Raw genomic sequence first — 23268 nt, forward strand, 5'->3', positions numbered from 1 at the left:
TGCACCAGCGGCGGCACCCTGCAACACCAGGTGCCGCCGCATCCGTGCGTACGGGCCCGCGCACGGGCCCGCGCACGGGCCCTTCCACCGCTCCGGCCGCTCAGGCCATGCCGCGCTGCATCGCCTCGCAGACCGCCGTGCTCTCCCGAACGCCGAGCCGCAGCGCCGCGCCGCAGTGCGCGATCCAGGCCGCCATCCCCTCGGGCGTGCCCGCGAGGTAGCCCGCGAGGGCCCGCCGGTAGGTGCCGGTGCCGAGCTCCGCCAGGCCGACCTCGGCCGGGCAGATCGCCTTCGGGTCGAGCCCCTCGGCGATCAGCACGATCCGCTGGGCGGCCCGCGCGATCACCCCGTTGTGGGCGCCGAACGGCCGCAGCGCGAGCAGTTCGCCGTGCACCACCGAGGCCACGACGAGGGCCGGCGTGCCCACGCCCTGCCCGTCCGCGCGCGCCACCAGCAGCCGGGAGAGCTGGTCGAGCCGGGCCGCGACCTCCTCCGCGCCCGGCGCGGGCGGCAGCTCGGGCAGCGGCCCGTCCACAGCCTCGACCCGGACGCTCTCCACCGGTTCCAGCTCCAGCGGGAACAGCGCCTCCGCGCCCTCCCCCGCCCGGCGCGGACGCCCTGCAGCCGGGTCCCCGTCGCCGACCGCGAGCAGGTGCAGCCGGGCCAGCACCTGGAGCGGCGAGTGCCGCCAGATGCTGAGCAGCTGGCCCGCCTCGGCGGCGATCCGCAGGGACGCGCCGACCGTGCGGGACTCCGCGTCCGCGCCGAAGTCGGTGCGGCGGCGGACCTCCTCCAGCGACCAGTCGGCCCCGGCCAGGGCCGCCGACGCGCGGGCGCCGCGCAGTGCGGACTCGGAGGTGACCTCGGCCGCGCGGCGGCGCATCACCCGGTGGCCGTAGAGCCGGTCGACGGCCTTGCGCACCTCGGCCACCGCGTCGGGCACCCCGGGGAGCTGGGCCAGCGGGGCGAGGGGATCTGTTCCAGTGCTCACCTACCCGAGAGTAATGAACGGGCCGCCCATCCCGGAACAGCAAACCCGCATCACCCGTTAGAGGCAATCCTCACTTCCCTCCCCCGGCGACGCCCAAACCCCGGCTAGCATGGCCACTATCGGAGACGATAACGATTTCCAACTAGGGGGCGCCCCCGTCACACGCGCCCCTGGACAGGCGGCCCCGAGCGAGGGCCCTGAGCGAGAGCCGGAGTCCCCAGATGAAGATCGCCTTCGTCGGCAAGGGCGGCAGCGGGAAGACCACGCTGTCCGCCCTGTTCATCCGCCACCTGGCCGCCGCCGGCCGGCCGGTCATCGCCGTGGACGCCGACATCAACCAGCACCTGGGCCCCGCCCTCGGACTGACGGACGGCCAGGCCGCCGACCTGCCCTCGCTCGGCGCGCACCTGCCGGAGATCAAGGAGTACCTGCGCGGCAGCAACCCGCTGATCCGCTCGGCCGAGGAGATGATCAAGACCACCCCACCCGGCCGCGGCTCGCGGCTGCTGCGGATCGTCGAGGAGAACCCGGTCTACGCCGCCTGCGCCCGCCCGGTCGCGCTGGACGAGGGCTCGGTCCGGCTGCTGGCGACCGGCGCCTTCACCGAGGAGGACCTCGGGGTGGCCTGCTACCACTCCAAGGTCGGCGCGGTGGAACTGCTGCTCAACCACCTGCTGGACGGCCCCGACGAGTACCTGGTCACCGACATGACGGCGGGCTCGGACTCCTTCGCCTCCGGCCTGTTCACCCGCTTCGACCTGACCTTCCTGGTGGCCGAACCGACCCGCAAGGGCGTCTCCGTCTACCGCCAGTACCGGGACTACGCCGCCGACTTCGGCGTCCAGCTGCGGGTGGTCGGCAATAAGGTGCAGGGCCCGGACGACCTCGCCTTCCTGCGCCGCGAGGTCGGCGACGACCTGCTCACCACCTTCGGGCACTCGGACTGGGTGCGCCGGCTGGAGCAGGGCGCCGAGCCGCCGCTGAAGTCCCTGGAGCCGGCCAACCGCGCCGTGCTGGAGCAGCTGCGGGCCGAGGCCGACGCGGCGTACGGACGGCGGGACGCGCACCGCTACACCGAGCAGGCCGTGCTCTTCCACCGCCGCAACGCGGAGAGTTGGGCCAACGCCAAGGTCGGCATCGACCTGGCCACCCAGGTGGACGAGGGCTTCGTGCCGGGCGGGTTCGCGGACGACCGCGAGCAGCCGACCCCGGCGGGCGCCCACGCCTGACGCACGCGCCACCGCGCCCGGACGGGCCGCGACCTCCCTCCACCCCGGGAAGGCCGCGGCCCGTCCGCCGTTTCCGGTACCGCCGCCCGCCCTGCCGCCCAGCCACCCACCGCCCGGCGCCCGGCGCCCGCCCGCCCGCCCGCCCACCGACCCCACCAGCAGATTCCCTGCGGTTCGGACACCACCCATTGGGGTGAACCAGGGGGTTTTCCGCTTCCCACCCGCAACCACGCTGTGCAAAGCTTTCATTACCCTCGGTTTACCGAGTCTTGATGGTCCGTCCCGACGGCCCTCGGCGAGACGTCCCGCACCTCGCCCGGGCTCCTGGCGGGCCCGATGGTCAACGCCGGCCGGTGACACCCGCACTCCCCGCCGCGCCACGCCATCCCGCCACGCCGTCGCGACCCACGACAGCCGATCCGCCCGGAGCCCCACCCCGGACTCACCGCCGGACCTGACTGCGTTCGTTCCCCCGGACAGACGGGAAGACAATGACCCTCGACATCTCCAGCGCCCCCATCGCCTCCGACACCACCGACCACGCACCACCGGGCCCCGGCGCCCGAATCCGCTGGGCCCAGGACCTCTCCGCCTCGCTCGTGGTCTTCCTGATCGCCGTGCCGTTCTCCCTCGGCATCGCGCTGGCCACCGGCGCCCCGCTCACCGCCGGGCTGGCCGCCGCCGCCGTGGGCGGCATCGTGGTCGGGCTGTTCGGCGGCACCGCACTCATGGTCAGCGGCCCCTCGGCGGCGCTGACCGTGATCACCGCCGGGCTGATCACCCAGTACGGCTGGCGGGCCACCTGCGCCGTCACCCTCGCCGCCGGCCTGCTCCAACTCCTGCTCGGCGCACGCCGGGTGGCCCGAACGGCGCTCGCCGTGTCGCCCGCGATCGTGCACGGCATGCTGGCCGGGGTCGGCCTCACCATCGCCATCGCGCAACTGCACGTCGTGCTCGGCGGCTCGCCGCAGAGCTCCGCGATCGCCAACCTCCTCGCCCTGCCCGGGCAGTTGGCCGGCCCCCACCCGCCCGCGCTGCTGGTCGGCGCGGTGACGGTGACCGTCCTGCTCGGCTGGCCCCGGCTCGGCCGACTCCCCGGCCGCGCGGGCCGGTTGGGCGCCCGGGCGGCCAGGCTGCCGGGCCCGCTCGCCGCCGTCGCCCTGGCCACGTCCCTGGCGCTCGCCCTGGACCTGCGGCTCGCCCACATCGAGCTGCCCGCGTGGCAGCCGCACTCCCTCGTGCCCGCCCTGCCGCACGGTCCGGTGCCCGGCCTGATCGCCGCCGTCCTCACCGTCACCGCCGTGGCCAGTGTGGAATCGCTGCTGTCCGCCGTCGCGATCGACCGGATGTCCCGCCGCACCGGCGACCTCGACCGCGAGCTGCGCGGCCAGGGCCTCGCCAACCTGCTGAGCGGCCTGGTCGGCGGGCTGCCGATCGCCGGCGGCGCGGTGCGCAGCACCGCCAACGTGCAGGCCGGCGCGCAGTCCAGGTGGGCCTCCGTGCTGCACGGCGTCTGGGTGCTGGCCGCCGCGCTCGCGCTGACCGGCGGGCTGCGCCGGATCCCGCTGGCCGCGCTCGCCGCGCTGGTCCTGGTGGTCGGGCTGCAGATGGTGAGCTTCGCGCACATCCGCAACGTGCACCGGCACCGGGAGTTCCCCGTCTACCTCACCACCGTGGTCGCCGTGGTGGCGGCCGGGGTGCTGTGGGGCGTCGCGATCGGGGCCGGCACCGCCGTCCTGCTCGCGCTCTACCGGCTGACCCGCGCCCACGTGGACGTCGAGACCGGGCCGGACGGCTCGGTCACCGTCCAGACGCACGGCCCGCTCACCTTCACCGCCGTGCCCCGGCTCAGCCGGGCACTGGCCGGCATCCCGGCCGGAGCCGGGGTCACGGTGATCCACGACGGCTCCTTCCTTGACCACGCCGCGTACGAGACGCTGCACACCTGGCGCGCCGGACACCAGGACGCGGGCGGCCGGGTCTCGATGGTGACGAGGCGCCAGGACGACGAGGTGCTCGATCCCGACGGCACGGTGCGCGCGGGGAGTTCACCAGGGCCGCACCGCTGCCGGGCCTGGACGCCCTGGGTCGGCCACCACTGCATCGACCAGCAGGAGGACCCGCACGGTCGGCTGCTGGACGGGGTCCGGGTGTTCCAGCTGCACACCGCCCCGCTGATCAGGCCCGAACTCGCCCGGCTGGCACGGGAGGGGCAGACGCCCTCCCAGCTGTTCCTGACCTGCGCGGACTCGCGGATGGTCACCAGCATGATCACCAACAGCGGCCCGGGCGACCTCTTCACCGTCCGCAACGTGGGCAACCTGGTGCCGGCCCCGTTCGAGCCCGGCGCGGCCGACGACTCGGTGGCCGCCGCGGTGCAGTACGCGGTCGAGGTACTGGAGGTGCGCTCCATCACGGTCTGCGGGCACTCCGGCTGCGGCGCGATGCAGGCCCTGCTGGACGGCGTGCACGAGCGCCCCGGTCCGCCCACCCCGTTGGCCCGCTGGCTGCGCAACGGCCGCGGCTCGCTGGACCGGCTCCGACGGGTGCCCGCGGAGTTCGCCACCCGGCCCGTGGTGGACCCGGTGGAGCAGCTCTGCATCACCAACGTGGTGCAGCAGTTGGACCAGCTGATGGCGAACCCGGCAGTGGAACGGCGGGTCCAGGAGGGCACCCTGCGACTGGTCGGGATGTACTTCGACTTCGCGACCGCCCAGGCCTACGTCCTGGACCGCGCCGCCGGGACGTTCAGCCCGGTGGAGGCCCGCACCGGGTCCGGAACGGGTGCCGGTTCCGGGTGTGGCCCCGGTCCCGGATCGGGGACCGGCGAGGGCTCCGCCGAACGGGTGAATGAGGGCGGTCTGGTTCCGTCCGGCGGCGGCGGGAAGGGCCCCCGACTGGCCGCCTGAGAGCCGGGCCCGTGTCCCCGCCGGGCGGGCCGGGGCACGGGCCCACCAGCCCCCGGACGGTCTTCCGCTCCCGGGCGGCGAACCGTGCGGGTCTCAGCCCGCCCAGCAGCCAAAGGTCTACACCAATTCCAGGGAGCCTCTTGTCAAGTGCCCCATTCGCCTGGTGAGCTGTGCGCTGGGACACACGGGACAATCCCCACGCACGGGATCGTCCCCGATCATGACTCGATGAGGAGTGCGTGTTGAGCAACGAGAGCCTGGCCAACCTGCTCAAGGAGGAGCGGCGCTTCGCTCCTCCGGCAGAGCTCGCCGCAGCGGCCAACGTCACCGCGGCCGCGTACGCGCAGGCCTCCGAGGACCGCCTGGCGTTCTGGGCCGAGCAGGCCCGCCGCCTCAGCTGGGCCGTCGAGCCGACCGAGACGCTGGACTGGTCGAACCCGCCGTTCGCGAAGTGGTTCGCCGACGGCAGCCTCAACGTGGCCTACAACTGCGTCGACCGCCACGTCGAGAACGGCCTGGGCGACCGGGTCGCCATCCACTTCGAGGGCGAGCCCGGCGACGGCCGCTCCATCACCTACGCCCAGCTCAAGGACGAGGTCTCCCAGGCCGCCAACGCCCTGCTGGAGCTCGGCGTCCGCAAGGGCGACCGCGTCGCCGTCTACCTCCCGATGATCGCCGAGGCCGTCGTCGCGATGCTGGCGTGCGCCCGGATCGGCGCCACCCACTCGGTGGTCTTCGGCGGCTTCTCCGCCGACGCCGTCGCCTCCCGCATCCAGGACGCCCAGGCCAAGCTCGTCATCACCGCCGACGGCGGCTACCGCCGCGGCAAGCCCTCCGCGCTCAAGCCCGCCATCGACGAGGCCCTCACCAAGGCCGACGGCGTCGAGCACGTCCTGGTCGTCCGCCGCACCGGCCAGGACATCGCCTGGACCGAGGGCCGCGACGTGTGGTGGCACGAGATCACCGCCCGCCAGTCCACCGAGCACACCCCCGAGGCCCACGAGGCCGAGCACCCGCTGTTCATCCTCTACACCTCCGGCACCACCGGGAAGCCCAAGGGCATCCTGCACACCTCCGGCGGCTACCTCACCCAGGCCTCCTACACCCACCACGCGGTCTTCGACCTCAAGCCGGAGACCGACGTCTACTGGTGCACGGCCGACATCGGCTGGGTCACCGGCCACTCGTACATCGTCTACGGACCGCTGTCCAACGGCGCCACCCAGGTCATCTACGAGGGCACCCCCGACACCCCGCACCAGGGCCGGTTCTGGGAGATCGTCCAGAAGTACGGCGTGACCATCCTCTACACCGCGCCGACCGCGATCCGCACCTTCATGAAGTGGGGCGACGACATCCCCGCGAAGTTCGACCTGTCCAGCCTGCGGGTGCTGGGCAGCGTCGGCGAGCCGATCAACCCCGAGGCGTGGATCTGGTACCGCGAGCACATCGGCGCCGGCAAGACGCCGATCGTGGACACCTGGTGGCAGACCGAGACCGGCGCCATGATGATCAGCCCGCTGCCCGGCGTCACCGAGACCAAGCCCGGCTCCGCGCAGCGCGCCCTGCCGGGCATCGCGGCCACCGTCGTCGACGACAACGCCGTCGAGGTCCCCAACGGCTCCGGCGGCTACCTCGTCCTCACCGAGCCCTGGCCCTCCATGCTCCGCACCATCTGGGGCGACGACCAGCGCTACATCGACACCTACTGGTCCCGCTTCGAGGGCCGCTACTTCGCCGGCGACGGCGCCAAGAAGGACGAGGACGGCGACATCTGGCTGCTCGGCCGGGTCGACGACGTCATGCTCGTCTCCGGCCACAACATCTCCACCACCGAGGTCGAGTCCGCCCTGGTCGGCCACCCCTCCGTGGCCGAGTCCGCGGTCGTCGGCGCCACCGACGCCACCACCGGCCAGGCCATCGTCGCCTTCGTCATCCTGCGCGGCGGCACCACCGAGAGCCCCGAACTCGTCGACGAACTGCGCGCCCACGTCGGCCGCACCCTGGGCCCCATCGCCAAGCCCAAGCAGATCAAGGTCGTCGGCGAGCTCCCGAAGACCCGCTCCGGCAAGATCATGCGCCGCCTGCTGCGCGACATCGCCGAAGGCCGCGAGGTCGGCGACACCACCACGCTGGCCGACAGCTCGGTCATGAGCCAGATCCAGGCCCAGCTGCCGCCCTCGGAGAACGGCAACGGCTGATCCGACTGAGACGGCGACTGTGCCCCGGGCGGTGGTCACCGCCCGGGGCACAGTCGTCGGCAGGGCAGCTCTGGCAGGGCATTCGCCGGCAGGGGCACTGTGTGCGGCGGGCCTTCGGGGAGGCGCGGCGCCCGCCGTCGGCAGCCCAGTCGTCGGCCGGGGGGCGGCCGGGGGGCGGCCAGTCGTCGGCCGGAGGGCGGCCGGGGAACCGGCAACGGTCACACCTCCGGGCGTGGGGCGGGGCTCCTCCGCGTTCACCCGGGTGCAGGCGACCGGGGCCTACAGGCACCGGGCCGCTCGTCCTCCGGAGTGCAGGACCGGCCCACAGGGCTTAAGTCCTTTATCAAGACAATCCGGATGTCACCCGAACACCCCGCTAGACTGTTAACGACGCATCAAGATCCCCTCGCCGGGGATCCGGGCGTCACAGGGCGAGCCGGGAAGTCTGGTCGGCAACTGCACCACCCGTGCATCCGTTGCCGCTCCCCGCCCCAGGAGGTCCCGCGTGACCGACCAGCCGCCCGTCCAAGAGCCGACGACCCGCCGCCGGCAGTTCCTCGGCCGGCTGCCACTGCCCGAGCGCACCTTCATCGCCGACGCCCTGCGCACCGAGACGGTCGGCGGTGTGCTGCTGCTCGGCGCCGCCGTCATCGCGCTGATCTGGGCCAACGTCTGGCCGCAGGCGTACCAGAGCATGATCGACTACACCATCGGCCCGTCCACCCCGCTGCACCTCGACCTCACGCTGGCCACCTGGGCCAAGGACGGGCTCCTGACGGTCTTCTTCTTCGTCGCCGGGATCGAGCTCAAGCGCGAGTTCGTCGCGGGCGAGCTGCGCACACCGAGCGCCGCGGTGCTGCCCGTCATCGCCGCCGTCTGCGGGGTGGCACTGCCCGCGATCCTCTACGCCCTGGTGAACTCCGGCAGCGGCGGACACCCCGGCGGCTGGGCGATCCCGACCGCCACCGACATCGCCTTCGCCCTCGGCGTGCTGGCCGTGGTCGGCAGCCACCTGCCCTCGGCGCTGCGCGCCTTCCTGCTCACCCTGGCCGTCGTGGACGACCTGATCGCCATCCTGATCATCGCGATCTTCTACAGCTCCGGCATCAAGTTCTGGGCGCTCGGACTGGCCCTCGCCGGGCTGGTGCTGTTCTGGTTCCTGCACCGGCGCGGGGTGCACGGCTGGTACCTGTTCGTGCCACTGGCGCTGGTGACCTGGGCCCTGATGCACGAGAGCGGCATCCACGCCACGGTCGCGGGCGTCGCGATGGGCCTGATGCTGCGCTGCCACCGGGAGGGCGACGAGCAGCACTCCCCAGGTGAGCACATCGAGCACCTGGTCCGCCCGCTCTCGGCCGGCCTGGCCGTCCCGCTGTTCGCGCTGTTCTCGGCCGGGGTGACGATCTCCGGCACGGCGCTGCGCGAGGTGTTCACCCAGGCCGTCCCGATCGGCATCGTGATCGGTCTGCTGGTCGGCAAGTCGGTGGGCATATTCGGCGGCACCTGGCTGACCGCCCGGTTCACCCGGGCCGAGCTGAACCCGCAGCTCAAGTGGGCCGACATGATGGCCGTCTCGGTGGTCGCGGGCATCGGCTTCACCGTCTCGCTGCTCATCAGCGAACTGGCCTTCCCGAACGACCCGACGCTCGCCGGCCGGGCCAAGACCGCCGTGCTGGTCGGCTCACTGCTCTGCGCGACGGTCGCCACGGTGCTGCTGAAGCTGCGCAACCAGCACTACCGCGCGCTGTGCGAGGAGGAGGAGCGGGACGTGGACGAGGACGGCGTCCCGGACGTCTACCAGGAGGACGACCCGGCCTGGCGGGCTCGGGTCTCGGAGCGGGCTCGGGTCTCGGAGCAGGCCCGGGGCTCGGAGCAGGCCCGGGGCTCGGAGCGGGCCCACCCGCTGCCCGGCGAGGCCTCCGGCGCTACCGGGGCCTCCGGCGTTCCCGGGGCCTCCCAGGATTCCGAGGACTCCCCGGACTCCCGGACCTCCGGGGACTCCTCGGCGGAGCACTGACGGTCCCTCCGGGACCCCACACAACGGACCCCGGAGCCCACCCCGGCGCTCCCGCCGGAACTCCCGCCGGAACTCTCACGGGAGCCCCGCCCCGGAACGTTCCCGGAATCCCTCCGGCAGCCCCCTCCAGGAGCCCCCCGGAGGCCGCAGGCGGCCGGACACGTCCCTCCGGCGGGGCCCCGGAGTGGTGTCCGACTGACCGGTAGAGGCATGATTCTGAGCTGTCGACAATCCACTGACGCCCCGGGACCCCCCACCGGCCCCCGGAACCGCAGACCCGCGGTGGCGTCACGCCGCACAGCCGCAGAGGAGAACCGCTGATGCCCGCAGGAGCCGCAGACCCGTCCAGCAACGGCCGGGCGCCCTACGAGGGCGAGCGTTCGGTGGGGCAGCTGTTCGCGGCGGCCACCGCCGACCTGTCCGCGCTGGTCCACGACGAGATCGCACTCGCCAAGGCCGAGATCCGCGCGGACGTCAAGCGCGGTGTCTCCGGCGGCGTCTCGCTGATGGTCGCCGGTGTGGTGGCGCTGTTCTCGATCCCGATGCTGAGCGCCGCGGCGGCCTTCGGCATCCACGCGCTGGGTCTGTCGCTGGGCTGGTCCTTCCTCATCGTGGCGGGCGCCTACCTGCTGCTCGCGGCGCTGCTCGGGGTGCTGGCGTACCGCTCGTTCAGGAAGATCGAGCCGCCGCACCGCACCATCGAGGGCGCCCAGAAGACCGCCGACGTGCTGAAGAACGCCCGGCCGCGCCCGGCCACCAAGGAGGAGATCGACCGGGCCCTGGGCCGCATCCCGTAAAGCACCCGCGTCAACGGACACCCCCTGGGCGAACCCCCCGACAGTGAGTGCCGGGCACGTGTCCGGTGCGCGGATGTGACACGCTCTCGGTATGCCGCTTGACCAGAAGCCCGTACCCGCGCAGCCGTCCGCCGGTTCCGGACCCGACTCCGGGCCAGACTCCGGGCCCGGCCCCGTCCCCGAGGGCCCCGGCCCGACCGCCGGACCGGAGACCGCCGGAGCGGCCGTCGAGGCGGGCACCGGGGCCGAGCCGGCAGCCGCGGGCGGGGGCGCTTTCGGGGCCGGGGCCGAGGCGTGGAGCATCCGGCAGGCCGGCCCGTGGACGCACCGCGACCTCGCGGCCAACGGCGCCCGCTTCCACATCGCCGAGCTGGGCTCGGGCCCGCTGGTGCTGCTGGTGCACGGCTGGCCCGAGTACTGGTGGGCGTGGCGCCACCAGCTGACCGCGCTCGCGGAGGCCGGCTACCGGGCGGTGGCGCTCGACCTGCGGGGCATCGGCGGCAGCGACCGCACCCCGCGCGGGTACGACCCGGGCAACCTCGCCCTGGACATCACCGGCGTGATCCGCTCGCTCGGCGAGCGCCGGGCACACCTCGTCGGGCACGCCTCCGGCGGCACCCTGGCCTGGGTGGCGGCGGTGATGCGCCCGTCCGTCATCCAGAGCCTGACCGCGGTCTCCGCCGCACACCCGAGGGACCTGCGCCGGGCCCTGCTGACCGACCGCCGCCAGTTCGCGGCCTTCGAGCACGTCCTGGGCTTCCAGCGGCCGTGGATACCGGAACGCCGGCTGGTGGCCGACGACGCCGCGCTGGTCGGCCGCTACCTGACTTCCTGGACCGGCCCGAACGGCCTGGACGAGGCCTCGGTGCACGCGTACCGGCAGGCGATCCAGATCCCCAGCACCGCGCACTGCTCGATCGAGCCGTACCGCTGGCTGATGCGGTCGATGGCCCGGCCGGACGGCATCCAGTTCGCCCGGCGGATGAAGAAGCCGATCACCGCGCCGACCCTGCACGTGCAGGGCGCGGCGGACCCGGTGCTGCTGTCGCACACCGCGCTCGGCGGCGGCGAGTACGTGGCCGCGCCGTACCGCTGGCGGCTGCTGCCGGGGGTCGGGCACTTCCCGCACGAGGAGGCGCCGGAGGAGTTCACCGCCGAGCTGCTGGACTGGGTCGGGCGCCACAAGGAGTGACGGACGGGGGCACCCGGGGCGGCCGACCGTGCGACGTCGCGGAGGGGCCCCAGGGTCCAACTGCCCTGACGCTGAGTTCATATGACAATCGCATAGGCCAATTTCGGCACAGCCTGGACGGTTTCCCCCACCGGCCCAGGGGCATCCATTCCGGTATGAGTTGGATGCCCGATCGCGGCGCCGCCCCGCGCGGCCGACGCCAGAACAGCCCCCAGCGTTCCGCCCACCGCCCCGACCGGGCGGACGACCTCGGCTTCGACGGCCTCGACGGCCATCCGCGCGCGGAACGGCGGGAGCTCGGCATCCCGCGCATCCTCGGCCGGCGCGCCCGCTGGGTGGGCGCACGGCTGCGGCGCGAGACCTGAGGCCCCGCGCCGCGTCTGTCCGGAGGTGGCGTCTGTCCGGAGGTGGCGGGCGGCCGTCGACGGCCGCCCGGCCCGCGCCGCTCAGTTCGTGATCGTGATCGGCGACAGCGCCGTGAACCAGAGCAGGACGAAGGTCGCCACCGACATGATCGGCACCAGCACCTTGGTCTCCACGTTGTTGCCGCTGCGCTTGATCAGCACGACCTCGTAGCGCTCCTTGTGCGGCCAGAGCAGCGGCGCGCCCTTCTTGGTCAGGCAGTCGCCCAGCAGGTGCGCCAGCGTGCCCAGCGCCACCGCGTACGGCAACCAGCCGGGCGAGTTGGGCATCCAGGTGTTCATCCCGAAGGTGCCCAGCGCGGACAGCCCGATGACGGTGATCCACGCCTCCGGGCCGTTGCTCGGCGGGCAGAGCCGCAGCGCCCTGATCGCGAGCGCCAGCAGGAAGAAGGTCAGCGCGAGCGTGAAGTTGCGGCCCAGGTAGGTGACGCCCGCCCAGGTGCCGGCGCCCATCAGGGCGACGAACAGCAGCGAGTGGGTGGCGTGCCGGTGGCCGCCGGAGGCCCAGGCCACGACGCGGCAGAGCGCCTTGGAGACCGGGCCGAGGAAGTTGGCGATCGAGCCGTCGTGGTGGTCGAGGTCCGGCAGCAGGGCGGCGCCCGCGCACAGCACTGTGCCCATCAGTATGTCCGCCGGCTTCAGCGTCGTGTGCAGCAGCAGCGGGGGCAGGAAGGGGGCCGAGGCCGCGTACAGCATCGCCCCGCTCACCGCGTGCGAGTGACCCATCATCGGACTGCCAGGACCTCCCCGTAAGGCCCACTCCGGGACGCGCCCGGTTGAGCCGAACGGGTGAGCGCGGCCGACGCTACCAGGGCGGGCTGACGGTGCGACGGATATCGCACGGCCCGGCCCGGCGCGTCCCGTCGCGCCCCGTCGTGCCGGCCCGACCCGGGGCCCGTCCGGCCTGCACACGCCCCGTCGTGCCGGCCCGACCCGGGGGCCATCCGGCCTGCACACGCCCCGTCGCCCCGCCCCGGGGGCCGATCCCGGCCCCGGGGCGCCCCCGTCAGAGCGCGCAGCCCTGGGTGTCCACCCGGGCGGTCGCGGCGCCGCCCTGCTGGGCGTCCTCGCGGACCTCGGCCGCGGTCAGCACGTACCCGGTGTCGGCGCTGTCCAGGGACTTGGCGAACACCACGCCGTACACCTGGCCGTCCGGGGTGAGCAGCGGGCCGCCGCTGTTGCCCTGGCGGACGGTCGAGCGCACCGAGTAGACGTCGCGCACGACCTGGCCGCGGTGGTAGATGTCCGGGCCGTTGGCCTGGATCCGGCCGCGGATGCGGGCGGGCTGGACGTTGAAGGCGCCGTTCTCCGGGAAGCCGGCCACGATCGCGCTGTCGTTGGTCTTCGCCTCGCCCGCGAAGGTGAGCGCGGGCGCGTTCAGCTTGGGCACGTCCAGGATCGCGATGTCGCGCTGCCAGTCGTAGCGGACCACCGTCGCGTCGTACAGCTGGCCGACGCCGCCGATCTGCACGGTCGGCTCGTTGACCCCGCCGACCACGTGGGCGTTGGTCATCACCCGGTGCGGGGCGAAGACGAAGCCGCTGCCCTCCAGGGTCTTGCCGCAGGAGGGCGCGGTGCCGACCACCTTGACCAGGCTCTGCTTGGCCCGCGCCACCGCCGGGCTGGCGGCCAGCGCCGGGTCCGGGGTGTCGACCTGGGTGATCGGCTCGTGCTCGAAGGGGTTGAAGACCTGCGGGAAGCCGTTGCGGGCGAGCACCTTGGAGAAGTCCGAGAACCAGTTCGGTGCGTCGGACGGCAGCGCGTTCTGCACGCCGCCGAGGATCGCCGAGGAGCGGACCTGCTTGGAGACCGTCGGCAGCGAGGCACCGGCCAGTGCCGAGCCGATCAGCCAGGCCACCAGCAGCATCGAGAGCACGTTCACCACCGCCCCGCCGGCCGCGTCCAGCACCCGGGCCGGACGGCGGTCGATGTGGCCGCGCAGCTTCCAGCCGAAGTGCGCGGTGATCGCCTGGCCGATCGCCGCGAAGACGATCACCACCACGACCGCCACCACCGAGGCCGTGGTGCCGGGGCTCAGGTGGTCCAGCAGCAGCGGCAGCAGCTCGACGGCCAGCAGGCCGCCGCCGAGGAAGCCGACCAGCGACAGCACGCCGACCACGAAGCCCTGCCGGTAGCCCGACACGGCGAACCCCACGGCGGCGATGATCAGCAGGACATCCAGGACGTTCACCACGACACCCTCCCACGGCCCGGCGGCCGGGTGTACCGACGGCCTGTCACGGGACGCTGCCGGCTCACGGGGCGCTGCCGGCTCACGGGGCGCCGCCGGCTCACGGGGCTCCGGCGTCGCCGCCCGGCAGGACGCGGGAGTGTTCGAGGTCGCCCTGGACCAGGGCCAGCGCGTCGTCCGAGAGGTCGACGATCCGGGACGGGGCCCAGGGCAGCTCCAGTCCGCTGTGGTGCAGCACCCGGTCGATCACCCCGGCGGTGAAGCCCCAGACCAGCCGCCCGGCGACCGCGAAGGCCGGACCGATGTGCCCCGACGGGTGGCGCAGCCGCACCCGGTTCGCCGGATCGGCCAGGTCGGCGATCGACACCCGGAACACCGCGCCGGTCTCGCCCTGGTCCACCGGGTGCACCGGCGACTCCTCGCGCCACCAGCCGAGCACCGGGGTCACGACGAAGCGGCTCACCGGGATGTACAGCCGTGGCAGCGCCGCGAACACCTGCACCCCGGCCGGGTCCAGTCCGGTCTCCTCCCACGCCTCGCGCAGCGCCGCGGCGATCGGGCCCGGACCGTCCGGGTCGCCGTCCTCCGGGTCCAGCGCGCCGCCCGGGAAGGACGGCTGGCCGGCGTGCGAGCGCAGTGAGCGGGCCCGCTCGATCAGCAGCAGGTCCGGCCCGTCCGGGCCCTCGCCGAACAGCATCAGCACGGCCGCCGCCCGGCCGCCGTCGGCCGGCGGCAGGAAGCGGCTCAGCTGCTCGGGCAGCACCCGCTCGGCAGCCTCCCGGACCGGCTCCAGCCAGGTCGGCAGGTCGTCCCGCTCGATCCCGCGCGTGATCATTCCGCCACCGCCAGGTCCGCGACCTGCCCGTGGTGGGCGGCGGCGTCCGCCCGGGCGGCCGCCTCGCCGGGGTAGTCCGCCGGGGGCCTCAGCCGTTGCCCCGGCTGGCCGCCCATCTCGTACTTGAGCAGCTTGCGCGCCTTCTCCGGGTCGGTCACGCCCTCGCCGTACGCGGGGCAGAGCGGCGCGATCGGGCAGGCGCCGCAGGCCGGCTTCTGGGAGTGGCAGATCCGGCGGCCGTGGAAGACCACGCGGTGCGAGAGCATCGTCCACTCCGACTTCGGGAAGATCTCCGCGACGGCCGCCTCGACCTTCACCGGGTCCTCCTCGGTCGTCCAGCCGAACCGCCGGGCCAGGCGGCCGAAGTGGGTGTCGACGGTGATCCCGGGGACCCCGAAGGCGTTGCCCAGCACGACGTTGGCGGTCTTGCGGCCGACGCCCGGCAGGGTCACCAGATCGGCCAGGCGGCCGGGGACCTCTCCGCCGAACTCGTCACGCAGCGCGATCGAGAGGCCGAGCAGCGACTTCGCCTTGTTCCGGAAGAAGCCGGTCGGACGGATGATCTCCTCCAGCTCCTGCGGGTCCGCCGCCGCCATGTCCTCCGGCGTCGGGTACTTCGCGAACAGCGCGGGGGTGGTCTGGTTCACCCGGAGGTCGGTGGTCTGCGCCGACAGCACGGTGGCCACCAGCAGTTGGAAGGGGTTGTCGAAGTCCAGCTCCGGATGCGCGTACGGGTACAGCTCCGCCAGTTCACGGTTGATCCTCCGGGCCCGCCGCACCATCGCCAGGTGCGACTCGGGCTTCCTCGGCTTCACGGCGGGCCGCTTCGCCGCCCGCTTCACCGCGGGCTCGGCCTTCGGCGCCGCCGCTTTCCGGACCTTGCTCTCTGCCATGCACGAAGGCTACGCCGACCGGCGGGTGGCCCGGGGGCGATCATGCGCGGAAGCGGGCCCGGCCGGGGCGAGTTCCTCGGCGGGATTCCTCGGGATTCCTCGGGATTCCTCAGGATTCCTCGGCGGGAGCGATGAGTTTCGCGGCGGGCGCCGGTCTACCCCTGTGACCGGCTCGCACGACGACAGAAGGAACTCCCATGAGCACCGTGGTCTCCACCGACGGCACCACCATCGCCTGCACCGTCACCGGCTCCGGCCCGGCCGTCGTGCTGGTGGACGGGGCGATCGGCCACCGGGCCTTCGACCCGGGCGTCGCCCTCGCCGAGCAGCTCTCGGCCCACCACACCGTGTGGGCGTACGACCGGCGCGGCCGGGGCGGCAGCGGGGACACCGCGCCGTTCGCGGTGGAGCGCGAGATCGAGGACCTGGCCGCGGTGATCGCGGCGGCCGGCGGCTCGGCCGCCGTGTACGGCATCTCCTCGGGCGCCGCGCTCGCGCTGCGGGCGGCCGCCGCAGGGGTCGGCGTGCGCCGACTCGCCGTCTACGAGCCACCGTTCAGCACCGCGGAGGGGCAGAGCGAGCGCTTCGTCGGGTACGCCGGCGAACTGGAGGCGGCGCTCGCCGAGGGGCGCCGCGGGGACGCCGTGGCGGCCTTCATGACCTTCGTGGGGATGCCCGCCGAAGCGGTGGACGGGATGCGCGCCGCCCCGGTGTGGCCGCTGTTCGAGGCGGTCGCGCCGACGCTGGCGTACGACGCGGCGGCGCTCGGCGCGCGGACCGGGGGGACCGTCCCGGTCGACGTGCTGGCCCGGATCGAGGTGCCGACCCTGGTGCTGGACGGCGGTGCCAGCCCGGAGCTGCTGCGGGCACCGTCCGCCGCGGTGGCCGCGGCCGTGCCGGACGCCGAGTACCGGACGCTGGCCGACCAGACCCACGAGGTGGCGGCCGGGGCTCTGGTGCCGGAACTGGTGGAGTTCTTCGCCTGACCACCGGCCTGCGCCCCGCCCCGCGGTCACTAGTCTTCCGACGAACCGATGAATCGTCGAACTGACGAACTGACGAACCGACGAACCGACGAGCGGAGAACGAGGGAGCATGGACGCGGACTTCAAGGACATCCCCACCACCACCCTGGCCGACATCCTGGGCCGCGAGCGGGTCATGGACATCGGCCTGCGCCCGCTCTGGGACGGCATGCCCCGGGTGGCCGGCCCGGCCTTCACCGTGCAGTGCCCGCCCGGGGACAACCTGATGCTGCACGCCGCGATCCACCGGGCCGAGCCCGGCTCGGTGATCGTGGTCGAGTCCGGCGACCTGGACTACGCACTGGCCGGCGGCAACGTGTGCGCCGTGGCGCAGCGCCGGGGCGTGGTGGCCTTCGTGGCCGACGGCCTGATCCGGGACCTCGGCGAGGTCCGGGAGGCGGGCTTCCCGGTCTTCGCCCGCGGGGTCATCCCGATCCCCGGGGCGAAGAAGGCGCTGGGCACGCACGGCGCCCCGGTGCGCTGCGGCGGCGTGCTGGTGGCGGCCGGCGACATCGTGGTGGCCGACGAGGAGGGTGTCGTGGCGGTGCCCGCCGCCGAGCGGGACCGGGTCCTGGAGGCGGCCCGGGCGAAGCTGGCCAAGGAGGCCGCCCAGACCCTGGACGAGTGGGCGGCGGAGCACCGCGACCGGATCGAGCGGACCCTCGCCGAGCTGGGCTTCCAGGGCTGACCCGCGGCGACCGGGCCCACGGCGGCGCTGCGGCACGTCGGCCGCCGTGGGCCGGCCGCCGTCAGCCCCGGTACAGCCCGTCCAGCTCCCCGAAGCCCAGCGCCCCGTCGAGCTGCGTCAGCGTCCCGGCGCCGAGCAGTTCGACGGCGGCGCGGCGGGCCGCGGTGTACGCGAGCTGGGCCAGGCCGGTACCGACGCTGATCCGCCGCACCCCCGTGGCGGCGAGTTCGGCGACGCTCGGCCCGCCCGGGACGGCCATCGCGTTCACCGGCAGCGCCGAGCGCCGGCACAGCTCGGTGAGGGCGTCGAGGTCCAGCAGCCCGGGGACGAACAGGCCGTCGGCGCCCGCCTGCGCGTAGGCCTCGGCCCGGACCAACACGTCGTCGAGCCCGCCCAGTCCGAACAGGAAGACGTCCGTCCGGGCGTTGACCACCAGCTCCGGCAGCCCCGCGGCGGCGGCCGCCGTACGGGCCGCGCGCAGCCGCTCGGCCTGCTCGGCCACCGGGAAGAGCGGGCCGCCGACGACCGTCGAGTCCTCCAGGTTGACGCCGACGGCGCCCGCCCCGACCAGCGCGGTCACGGTCTCGGCCACGTCGGCGGGCAGTGGCCCGTACCCGCCCTCGGCGTCGACGGTGACCGGCAGGTCCACCGCGGCGACGATCCGGCGGGCCGCCTCGACCGCGGCCGCCCGGCCGAGGCGCTGGCCGTCGCCGTGCCCGAGCGACCAGGAGACGCCGCCGCTGGTGGTGGCGACCGCCCGGGCGCCGGCCGAGGCGATCACGGCGGCACTGCCCGCGTCCCAGGCGTTGGGCAGGACGAGCCCGCCGTCCGTGACCAGTTCGCGCAGCCGCAGCGCCCGCTCGCGGGACTCGGGGGTGGTGGACATGGGTGTCACCGGCTTTCGTACGGATCGGTGGGGACGCAGGCATCCTGCGCCCGGCTCCCCCACCCGTACCAGTGATTAAGCTGAGGCTGAATCTTTCCCGGAGGGGGCCGCATGCGATCCGAACTGCACTTCTCCGCGCAGGACTTGGCTCTGACCAGGTTCGCCGTCTCCCCGATGCAGGAGGTGGTGACCAGCCTGCGCGCCCTCGCGCGGCACCCCGCGCCGGCGCTGCACCGCCGCTGGGCCGCGGAGGTCCGCGGGCGGCTGGCCGCCGCCGCGCCGACCATGGACCGGCTGGCCGCCCTGGTGCCGCCCACCGGCCACCTGCCGGACTTCCTCAACCCCGCCCCGGCCGGCCACTCCCCCACGCTCGCCGAAGAACTGGCCGCGATCACCGCCACCGGCGCCGAACAGGTCCGGGCCGACCTCGACATCATGGCCGCCGAGGCGGGCGGCCGGCTGCCCGCCGTCCTCGCCCCGCTGCACCGCGACCCGGCCGCCCAGCTGCCCCGGCTGGCCGCCGACCTCCGGGCGTACTGGGAGCTGGCGCTCGCCCCCTACTGGGCCCGGATCCGGGCGCTGCTCTCGGCGGACGTCTTCCACCGCTCCCGGCAGGCCGCCGAGCACGGCACCGCGCGGATGCTGGACGAGCTGCACGACACGGTCCGCTGGGACGGCACCGCACTGCTGCTGGAGCAGCGGCACTGCGCGGTCACCCGGCTGACCGCCGGCTCCGGGCTGCTGCTCCTGCCCTCGGCCTTCGCCTGGCCCCGGGTGCTCACCCGGGTGCTGCCGCCCGACCCGCCGCAGCTGATCTACCCGGCACGCGGCACGGCCGCCCTCTGGGAGCGCCGGGCGGGCACGGCGGCCCGCACGGACGCGCTGGCCGGCGTCCTCGGCCGCTCCCGCGCCCGGCTGCTGGCCGAGCTGGACTCCCCGGCCTCGACCACCGAGCTGGCCGACCGCACCGGGCTCTCCCCGGCCGGGGCCTCGCAGCACCTCACCGCGCTGCGCACGGCGGGCCTCACCAGCGCCCACCGGGCGGGCCACGCCGTCCTGCACGCCCGCACCGCGATCGGCGATTCGCTGTTCGATCAGAACGAACAGGAGTGCGACAGGAGCACGTGAGGGCGCTCCCGCAGCCCGCCCCGCCCCATGACCAACCGGTACGAATGGCCCCGCACGGCACACCTCGGCACACCCCCTCCTCATATGATCGGAGCGACATGCGCCATGCTTGGTGATGCAGAACACTGAACGGAACTTGCGCCGGACGGCCCACCCGCCGTACGGCCGAGAAGGAGGAAGCACGTGGACGACGTTCTGCGGCGCGCCGCACTCTTCGCGGCACTCGACGACGAACAGGCCGGCGAGCTGCGCGCTTCCATGACCGAGGTCACCCTCGCCCGTGGGGAGTCGCTGTTCCACGAGGGCGACCCGGGCGACCGGCTCTACGTCGTCGCGGAGGGCAAGGTCAAGCTGCACCGCGCATCCCCGGACGGCCGCGAGAACATGCTCGCCGTCCTCGGCCCCAGCGAGATGATCGGCGAGCTGTCGCTGTTCGACCCGGGCCCGCGCACCGCGACCGCCAGCGCGCTGACCGAGGTCAAGCTGCTGGGCCTGGGCCACGGTGACCTGCAGCCCTGGCTGCACGCCCGCCCCGAGGTCTCCATCGCGCTGCTGCGGGCCATCGCCCGCCGACTGCGCCGGACCAACGACGTGATGTCCGACCTGGTCTTCTCCGACGTGCCCGGCCGCGTCGCCAAGGCCCTGCTGGACCTCTCCCGCCGCTTCGGCGTGCAGTCCGAGGAGGGCATCCACGTCGCCCACGACCTCACCCAGGAGGAGCTGGCCCAGCTGGTCGGCGCCTCCCGCGAGACGGTCAACAAGGCGCTCGCCGACTTCGCCGGCCGCGGCTGGCTGAAGCTGGAGGCGCGCGCGGTGGTCCTGATGGACGTCGAGCGGCTGTCCCGCCGCTCGCGCTGACGCCCCGAACACGCCGAAGGGCCCGTCCGGACGGACGGGCCCTTCGGCGTTCACGAGCCCTTCGGCGTTCACGGGCCTCCCGGCCGCGCTCCGGGAGCGGCCCGGGTCGATCGGGCTCCGGGGCCGACCGGGCGCCGGGGTCAGTCGAGCTACGGGGTCAGTCGAGCTCCGGGGTCAGCCCGTGCTCCTCCAGGTACTCCAGCTGGGCCCGGACGGACAGCTCCGCGGCCGGCCAGAGCGCCCGGTCCACGTCCGCGTAGACCCGCGCCACCACCTCGGGAGCGGTCCGCAGACCCGCCTCGACCGCCGTCTCCACCTGCGCGAGCCGGGCGGCCCGGTGCGCCAGGTAGTAGTCGACGGCGCCGAGCGCGTCCGCGAGCACCGGGCCGTGCCCGGGCAGCACGGTCCGCACACCGTGCTCGGAGGCCATCGTGTGCAGCCGGCGCAGCGAGTCCAGGTAGTCCCCCAGCCGGCCGTCGGGGTGGGCCACCATCGTGGTGCCGCGGCCGAGCACGGTGTCCCCGGTGAGGATCGCGCCGTCGTCCGGCAGGTGGAAGGTCAGCGAGTCCGAGGTGTGGCCGGGGGTGGCCACCACCCGCAGGTCCAGGCCGCCGACGTCCAGGCGCCGGCCGCCCACCAGGCCCTCCGAGCCCAGCCGGTGCGCCGGGTCCAGCGCCCGGACCTCGGTGCCGGTGAGCTCGGCGAACCGGGCCGCGCCCTCGGAGTGGTCGGCGTGACCGTGGGTGAGCAGGGTCAGCGCGATCCGCTTGCCCCGCTCCTCGGCGAGGTCGATCACCCGGCGCAGGTGCTCCTCGTGCAGCGGGCCCGGGTCGATCACCACGGCGAGGTCGGAGCCGGGCTCGGAGAGCAGCCAGGTGTTGGTGCCGTCCAGCGTCATCGGCGACGGGTTCGGCGCCAGCACGCACAGCGCCCGGGAGGTCGCCTCGCCGCCGACGACGGCGGCGGGGTCACCCGGCAGGAGGCTCATGCACCCACCTCGACGAATCGCTCGCGCTGCTCGCTCACCGGCCGCCCTCGGCGTCGCGTTGGAGGGCCCGCAGCGGCAGTGCCCGGACGAGGGCGCGCTGCGCCACCTCGACGAACGGGACCGGGCTGTCACAGGCCGGGGTACGGGGGTTCAGGCGGCGGGCGGGCATCTCGGGTGCCGTCCGGCGAGCCACGTCGTTGTGGGTCATCGGGCGTCGGTCCTTTCTCTGCGGTGGTGCGGCGGATCTTCTTCGGATGGATCTTCTTCGGACGGGTCCTCTGCGGACAAGGCTTCCCGGGGATTCGCTCCCCGGGCCGGCCGTCCCCGCCGGTGGTGGTGCGGCGCGGGCGGACGGCTTCAGGAGTCCTCGGGGAACTCCCCGTCGATGGTCAGCTCGTCGTACCCGGGCCAGCGGACCGTCATGCGGTCCCCGCGGACCTCGGCCCGGCCCAGGACCGGCTCCAGCCGGCGCTCGGCGGCCGCGGCCAGCGCCTCGGCGGCGGTGCGCACCGGCGACAGCTCGCGCAGCACCGTCACGGTCGGCGGCAGCATGCCGAACCGGCCCTCCTGGTGGCCCCGGACGGCCTCGGCCGGGCTCAGCCACGCGACCCGGTCGGCCTCGCCGACCTCCAGCGCCGCGCGCTGGCCGGCCGGCAGGGCCGCCACGAAGAACCAGGTGTCGTAGCGCCGCTCCTCGAACTCCGGGGTGATCCAGCGCGCCCAGCCGCCCAGCAGGTCGCTGCGCAGCACCAGGCCGTGGTCCCGGAGGAACTCGGCGAAGGACAGCTCGTGCGCCTCCAGCGCGGCCCGTTCGGCGGTCCAGTCGCGCGGCGCGGCGACGCTCCGCTCGTCCGGGCCGGCCAGCAGCACGCCGGCCTCCTCGAAGGTCTCACGGACGGCCGCGCAGACCACCGCCCGGGCGGTCCGGACGTCCACCCCGAGGCGGCGCGCCCACTCCTCGGGCGGGGGCCCGGCCCAGCCCGGCTCGACCTCGGCGTCGCGCGGGTCCACCCCGCCGCCCGGGTAGGCGTACATCCCGGCCGCGAAGGCCATCGAGGTGCGCCGGCGCAGCAGGTAGGCCTCCGGCCCGGCGTCGGCGTCGCGCAGCAGCACGACGGTGGCCGCCTGCCTGGGCACCGGCGGCGTCAGCACGCCGGAGTCGACCGCCCGGATGCGGGCAGGCCAACCGGGCGGCATCGGGAGCGTCGTTGCTCGATGGTCCATGCCCGGATGCTAAGCGCACGAAGGCGGGCTCGGCCAGGGCCGATCCCGCCTTCGTGATCGGGACTCAGACGGTCTTGACGCGGACCTGGAGCTCGACCTCGACCGGGGCGTCCAGCGGGAGCACCGCGACACCGACGGCGCTGCGGGCGTGCACGCCCGCGGCGCCGAGCACCTTGCCGAGCAGCTCGCTGGCGCCGTTGACGACGCCGGGCTGGCCGGTGAAGTCGGGGGCGGAGGCGACGAAGCCGACGACCTTCACGACCCGCTCGATCCGGTCGAGGTCGCCGATCACCGACTTCACGGCGGCCAGGGCGTTCAGCGCGCAGATCTGCGCGAGCTCCTTGGCCTCCTCCGGCGACACCTCGGCGCCGACCTTGCCGGTGCTCGGCAGCTTGCCCTCGACCACCGGGAGCTGGCCGGAGGTGAAGACGAACTCGCCGGACTGCAGGGCCGGCACGTACGCGGCGACCGGCGCGGCCACCGGCGGCAGGGTCAGGCCCAGCTCGGCGAGCTTCGACTCGACGGCGCTCATGCGTTCTTCTCCCGCTTGAAGTAGGCCACCAGCTGCTCCGGGTTCGGACCGGGCACGACCTGGACGAGCTCCCAGCCGTCCTCGCCGAAGTTGTCCAGGATCTGCTTGGTGGCGTGCACGAGCAGGGGCGCCGTCATGTATTCCCACTTGGTCATGGCCAGACTCTAGACGAGCCGCCGCGGGGATCGGCGCCGCGTGGCGGGCGGCGTGTGAGGTGGGGCACAAAGAGGGCATGATCAGGCCTGGCAACCCCAGGTGCTCC

22 protein-coding genes are annotated in these 23268 nt (G+C 74.2%); 11 read left to right on the plus strand and 11 right to left on the minus strand.

All coding sequences use genetic code 11. From position 1 onward, the window contains the following. Positions 1 to 100: 100 nt before the first annotated feature. Positions 101 to 991, minus strand: coding sequence for an oxidoreductase (locus tag ACIGG8_RS02345; RefSeq protein ID WP_396544977.1), 891 nt, complete (start codon positions 989 to 991; stop codon positions 101 to 103). Positions 992 to 1212: 221 nt separating this feature from the next. Between ACIGG8_RS02345 and ACIGG8_RS02350 the strand changes: the two genes are divergently transcribed. The 7 genes from ACIGG8_RS02350 to ACIGG8_RS02380 all read left to right on the plus strand — a co-directional run bounded on the left by ACIGG8_RS02350 (position 1213) and on the right by ACIGG8_RS02380 (position 11701). Beyond that, positions 1213 to 2220 (plus strand): ATP-binding protein, encoded by a 1008-nt coding sequence (locus ACIGG8_RS02350; RefSeq protein ID WP_350519812.1) that lies wholly within the window; start codon positions 1213 to 1215, stop codon positions 2218 to 2220. Between the two features lie 491 nt (positions 2221 to 2711). Beyond that, positions 2712 to 5129 (plus strand): SulP family inorganic anion transporter, encoded by a 2418-nt coding sequence (locus tag ACIGG8_RS02355; protein WP_396544979.1) that lies wholly within the window; start codon positions 2712 to 2714, stop codon positions 5127 to 5129. 242 nt (positions 5130 to 5371) lie between these two features. Continuing rightward, positions 5372 to 7330: an acetate--CoA ligase gene (acs, locus tag ACIGG8_RS02360; RefSeq protein WP_396544981.1), complete on the plus strand. Its 1959-nt coding sequence runs from the start codon at positions 5372 to 5374 to the stop codon at positions 7328 to 7330. Between the two features lie 505 nt (positions 7331 to 7835). After that, complete coding sequence (gene nhaA / locus ACIGG8_RS02365; RefSeq protein WP_396544983.1) at positions 7836 to 9347, plus strand: Na+/H+ antiporter NhaA; 1512 nt, start codon at positions 7836 to 7838, stop codon at positions 9345 to 9347. A 320-nt stretch (positions 9348 to 9667) separates the two neighbouring features. Next, positions 9668 to 10144, plus strand: coding sequence for a phage holin family protein (locus tag ACIGG8_RS02370; protein ID WP_350519808.1), 477 nt, complete (start codon positions 9668 to 9670; stop codon positions 10142 to 10144). 91 nt (positions 10145 to 10235) lie between these two features. Beyond that, the gene (locus ACIGG8_RS02375; RefSeq protein ID WP_396544985.1) at positions 10236 to 11336 is read left to right on the plus strand and encodes an alpha/beta fold hydrolase; all 1101 of its coding nucleotides are present in this window, start codon (positions 10236 to 10238) and stop codon (positions 11334 to 11336) included. Positions 11337 to 11491: 155 nt separating this feature from the next. After that, entirely contained in the window at positions 11492 to 11701 is a 210-nt protein-coding gene (locus tag ACIGG8_RS02380; protein WP_396544987.1) for a hypothetical protein, read from the plus strand. 81 nt (positions 11702 to 11782) lie between these two features. Here ACIGG8_RS02380 and ACIGG8_RS02385 read toward each other — a convergent pair whose 3' ends face one another. The 4 genes from ACIGG8_RS02385 to nth form a co-directional block, all read right to left on the minus strand. After that, a complete protein-coding gene (locus ACIGG8_RS02385; RefSeq protein ID WP_350519805.1) occupies positions 11783 to 12487 on the minus strand; it encodes a metal-dependent hydrolase in 705 nt (234 codons plus the stop codon). Between the two features lie 277 nt (positions 12488 to 12764). Then, complete coding sequence (locus ACIGG8_RS02390) at positions 12765 to 13949, minus strand: MarP family serine protease (protein WP_350519804.1); 1185 nt, start codon at positions 13947 to 13949, stop codon at positions 12765 to 12767. A gap of 100 nt (positions 13950 to 14049) precedes the next feature. Beyond that, positions 14050 to 14784: an NUDIX hydrolase gene (locus ACIGG8_RS02395; protein ID WP_396544990.1), complete on the minus strand. Its 735-nt coding sequence runs from the start codon at positions 14782 to 14784 to the stop codon at positions 14050 to 14052. Then, entirely contained in the window at positions 14781 to 15677 is an 897-nt protein-coding gene (nth, locus tag ACIGG8_RS02400) for an endonuclease III (RefSeq protein ID WP_396544992.1), read from the minus strand. Before nth ends, ACIGG8_RS02395 begins: the two co-directional genes overlap by 4 nt. A gap of 197 nt (positions 15678 to 15874) precedes the next feature. Here nth and ACIGG8_RS02405 point away from each other — a divergent pair, with 197 nt between their 5' ends. Both ACIGG8_RS02405 and ACIGG8_RS02410 read left to right on the plus strand, forming a co-directional pair. Beyond that, the gene (locus tag ACIGG8_RS02405) at positions 15875 to 16663 is read left to right on the plus strand and encodes an alpha/beta fold hydrolase (RefSeq protein WP_396544993.1); all 789 of its coding nucleotides are present in this window, start codon (positions 15875 to 15877) and stop codon (positions 16661 to 16663) included. Positions 16664 to 16772: 109 nt separating this feature from the next. Continuing rightward, positions 16773 to 17390, plus strand: coding sequence for an RraA family protein (locus ACIGG8_RS02410; RefSeq protein WP_396544995.1), 618 nt, complete (start codon positions 16773 to 16775; stop codon positions 17388 to 17390). 61 nt (positions 17391 to 17451) lie between these two features. On the opposite strand, the gene ACIGG8_RS02415 is transcribed toward ACIGG8_RS02410, so the two are convergent. Then, positions 17452 to 18276 carry an isocitrate lyase/phosphoenolpyruvate mutase family protein gene (locus tag ACIGG8_RS02415; RefSeq protein WP_396544997.1) on the minus strand — a complete coding sequence of 275 codons (825 nt, stop codon included), beginning with the start codon at positions 18274 to 18276 and terminating at the stop codon, positions 17452 to 17454. A 111-nt stretch (positions 18277 to 18387) separates the two neighbouring features. On the opposite strand from ACIGG8_RS02415, the gene ACIGG8_RS02420 reads away from it, so the two are divergent. Both ACIGG8_RS02420 and ACIGG8_RS02425 read left to right on the plus strand, forming a co-directional pair. Continuing rightward, complete coding sequence (locus tag ACIGG8_RS02420; protein ID WP_396544999.1) at positions 18388 to 19404, plus strand: DUF5937 family protein; 1017 nt, start codon at positions 18388 to 18390, stop codon at positions 19402 to 19404. 183 nt (positions 19405 to 19587) lie between these two features. Beyond that, positions 19588 to 20262, plus strand: coding sequence for a Crp/Fnr family transcriptional regulator (locus ACIGG8_RS02425; RefSeq protein ID WP_030240972.1), 675 nt, complete (start codon positions 19588 to 19590; stop codon positions 20260 to 20262). Positions 20263 to 20419: 157 nt separating this feature from the next. Here ACIGG8_RS02425 and ACIGG8_RS02430 read toward each other — a convergent pair whose 3' ends face one another. From ACIGG8_RS02430 to ACIGG8_RS02450, 5 genes are all read right to left on the minus strand, one after another. Next, positions 20420 to 21250 carry an MBL fold metallo-hydrolase gene (locus ACIGG8_RS02430; RefSeq protein WP_396545001.1) on the minus strand — a complete coding sequence of 277 codons (831 nt, stop codon included), beginning with the start codon at positions 21248 to 21250 and terminating at the stop codon, positions 20420 to 20422. 34 nt (positions 21251 to 21284) lie between these two features. After that, positions 21285 to 21458, minus strand: a complete 174-nt coding sequence (locus ACIGG8_RS02435) for a hypothetical protein (protein WP_350519796.1) — start codon at positions 21456 to 21458, stop codon at positions 21285 to 21287. 149 nt (positions 21459 to 21607) lie between these two features. After that, positions 21608 to 22474, minus strand: coding sequence for an NUDIX hydrolase (locus ACIGG8_RS02440; protein ID WP_396545004.1), 867 nt, complete (start codon positions 22472 to 22474; stop codon positions 21608 to 21610). Positions 22475 to 22538: 64 nt separating this feature from the next. After that, entirely contained in the window at positions 22539 to 23006 is a 468-nt protein-coding gene (locus tag ACIGG8_RS02445) for a RidA family protein (RefSeq protein WP_350519794.1), read from the minus strand. Next, positions 23003 to 23161 carry a DUF4177 domain-containing protein gene (locus tag ACIGG8_RS02450; protein WP_094743074.1) on the minus strand — a complete coding sequence of 53 codons (159 nt, stop codon included), beginning with the start codon at positions 23159 to 23161 and terminating at the stop codon, positions 23003 to 23005. The genes ACIGG8_RS02445 and ACIGG8_RS02450 overlap by 4 nt, the downstream gene beginning before the upstream one ends. Positions 23162 to 23268: the final 107 nt, after the last annotated feature.

Origin of the sequence: Kitasatospora sp. NPDC085464 (genome assembly GCF_044541955.1) — a bacterium.
GTDB lineage: Bacteria > Actinomycetota > Actinomycetes > Streptomycetales > Streptomycetaceae > Kitasatospora.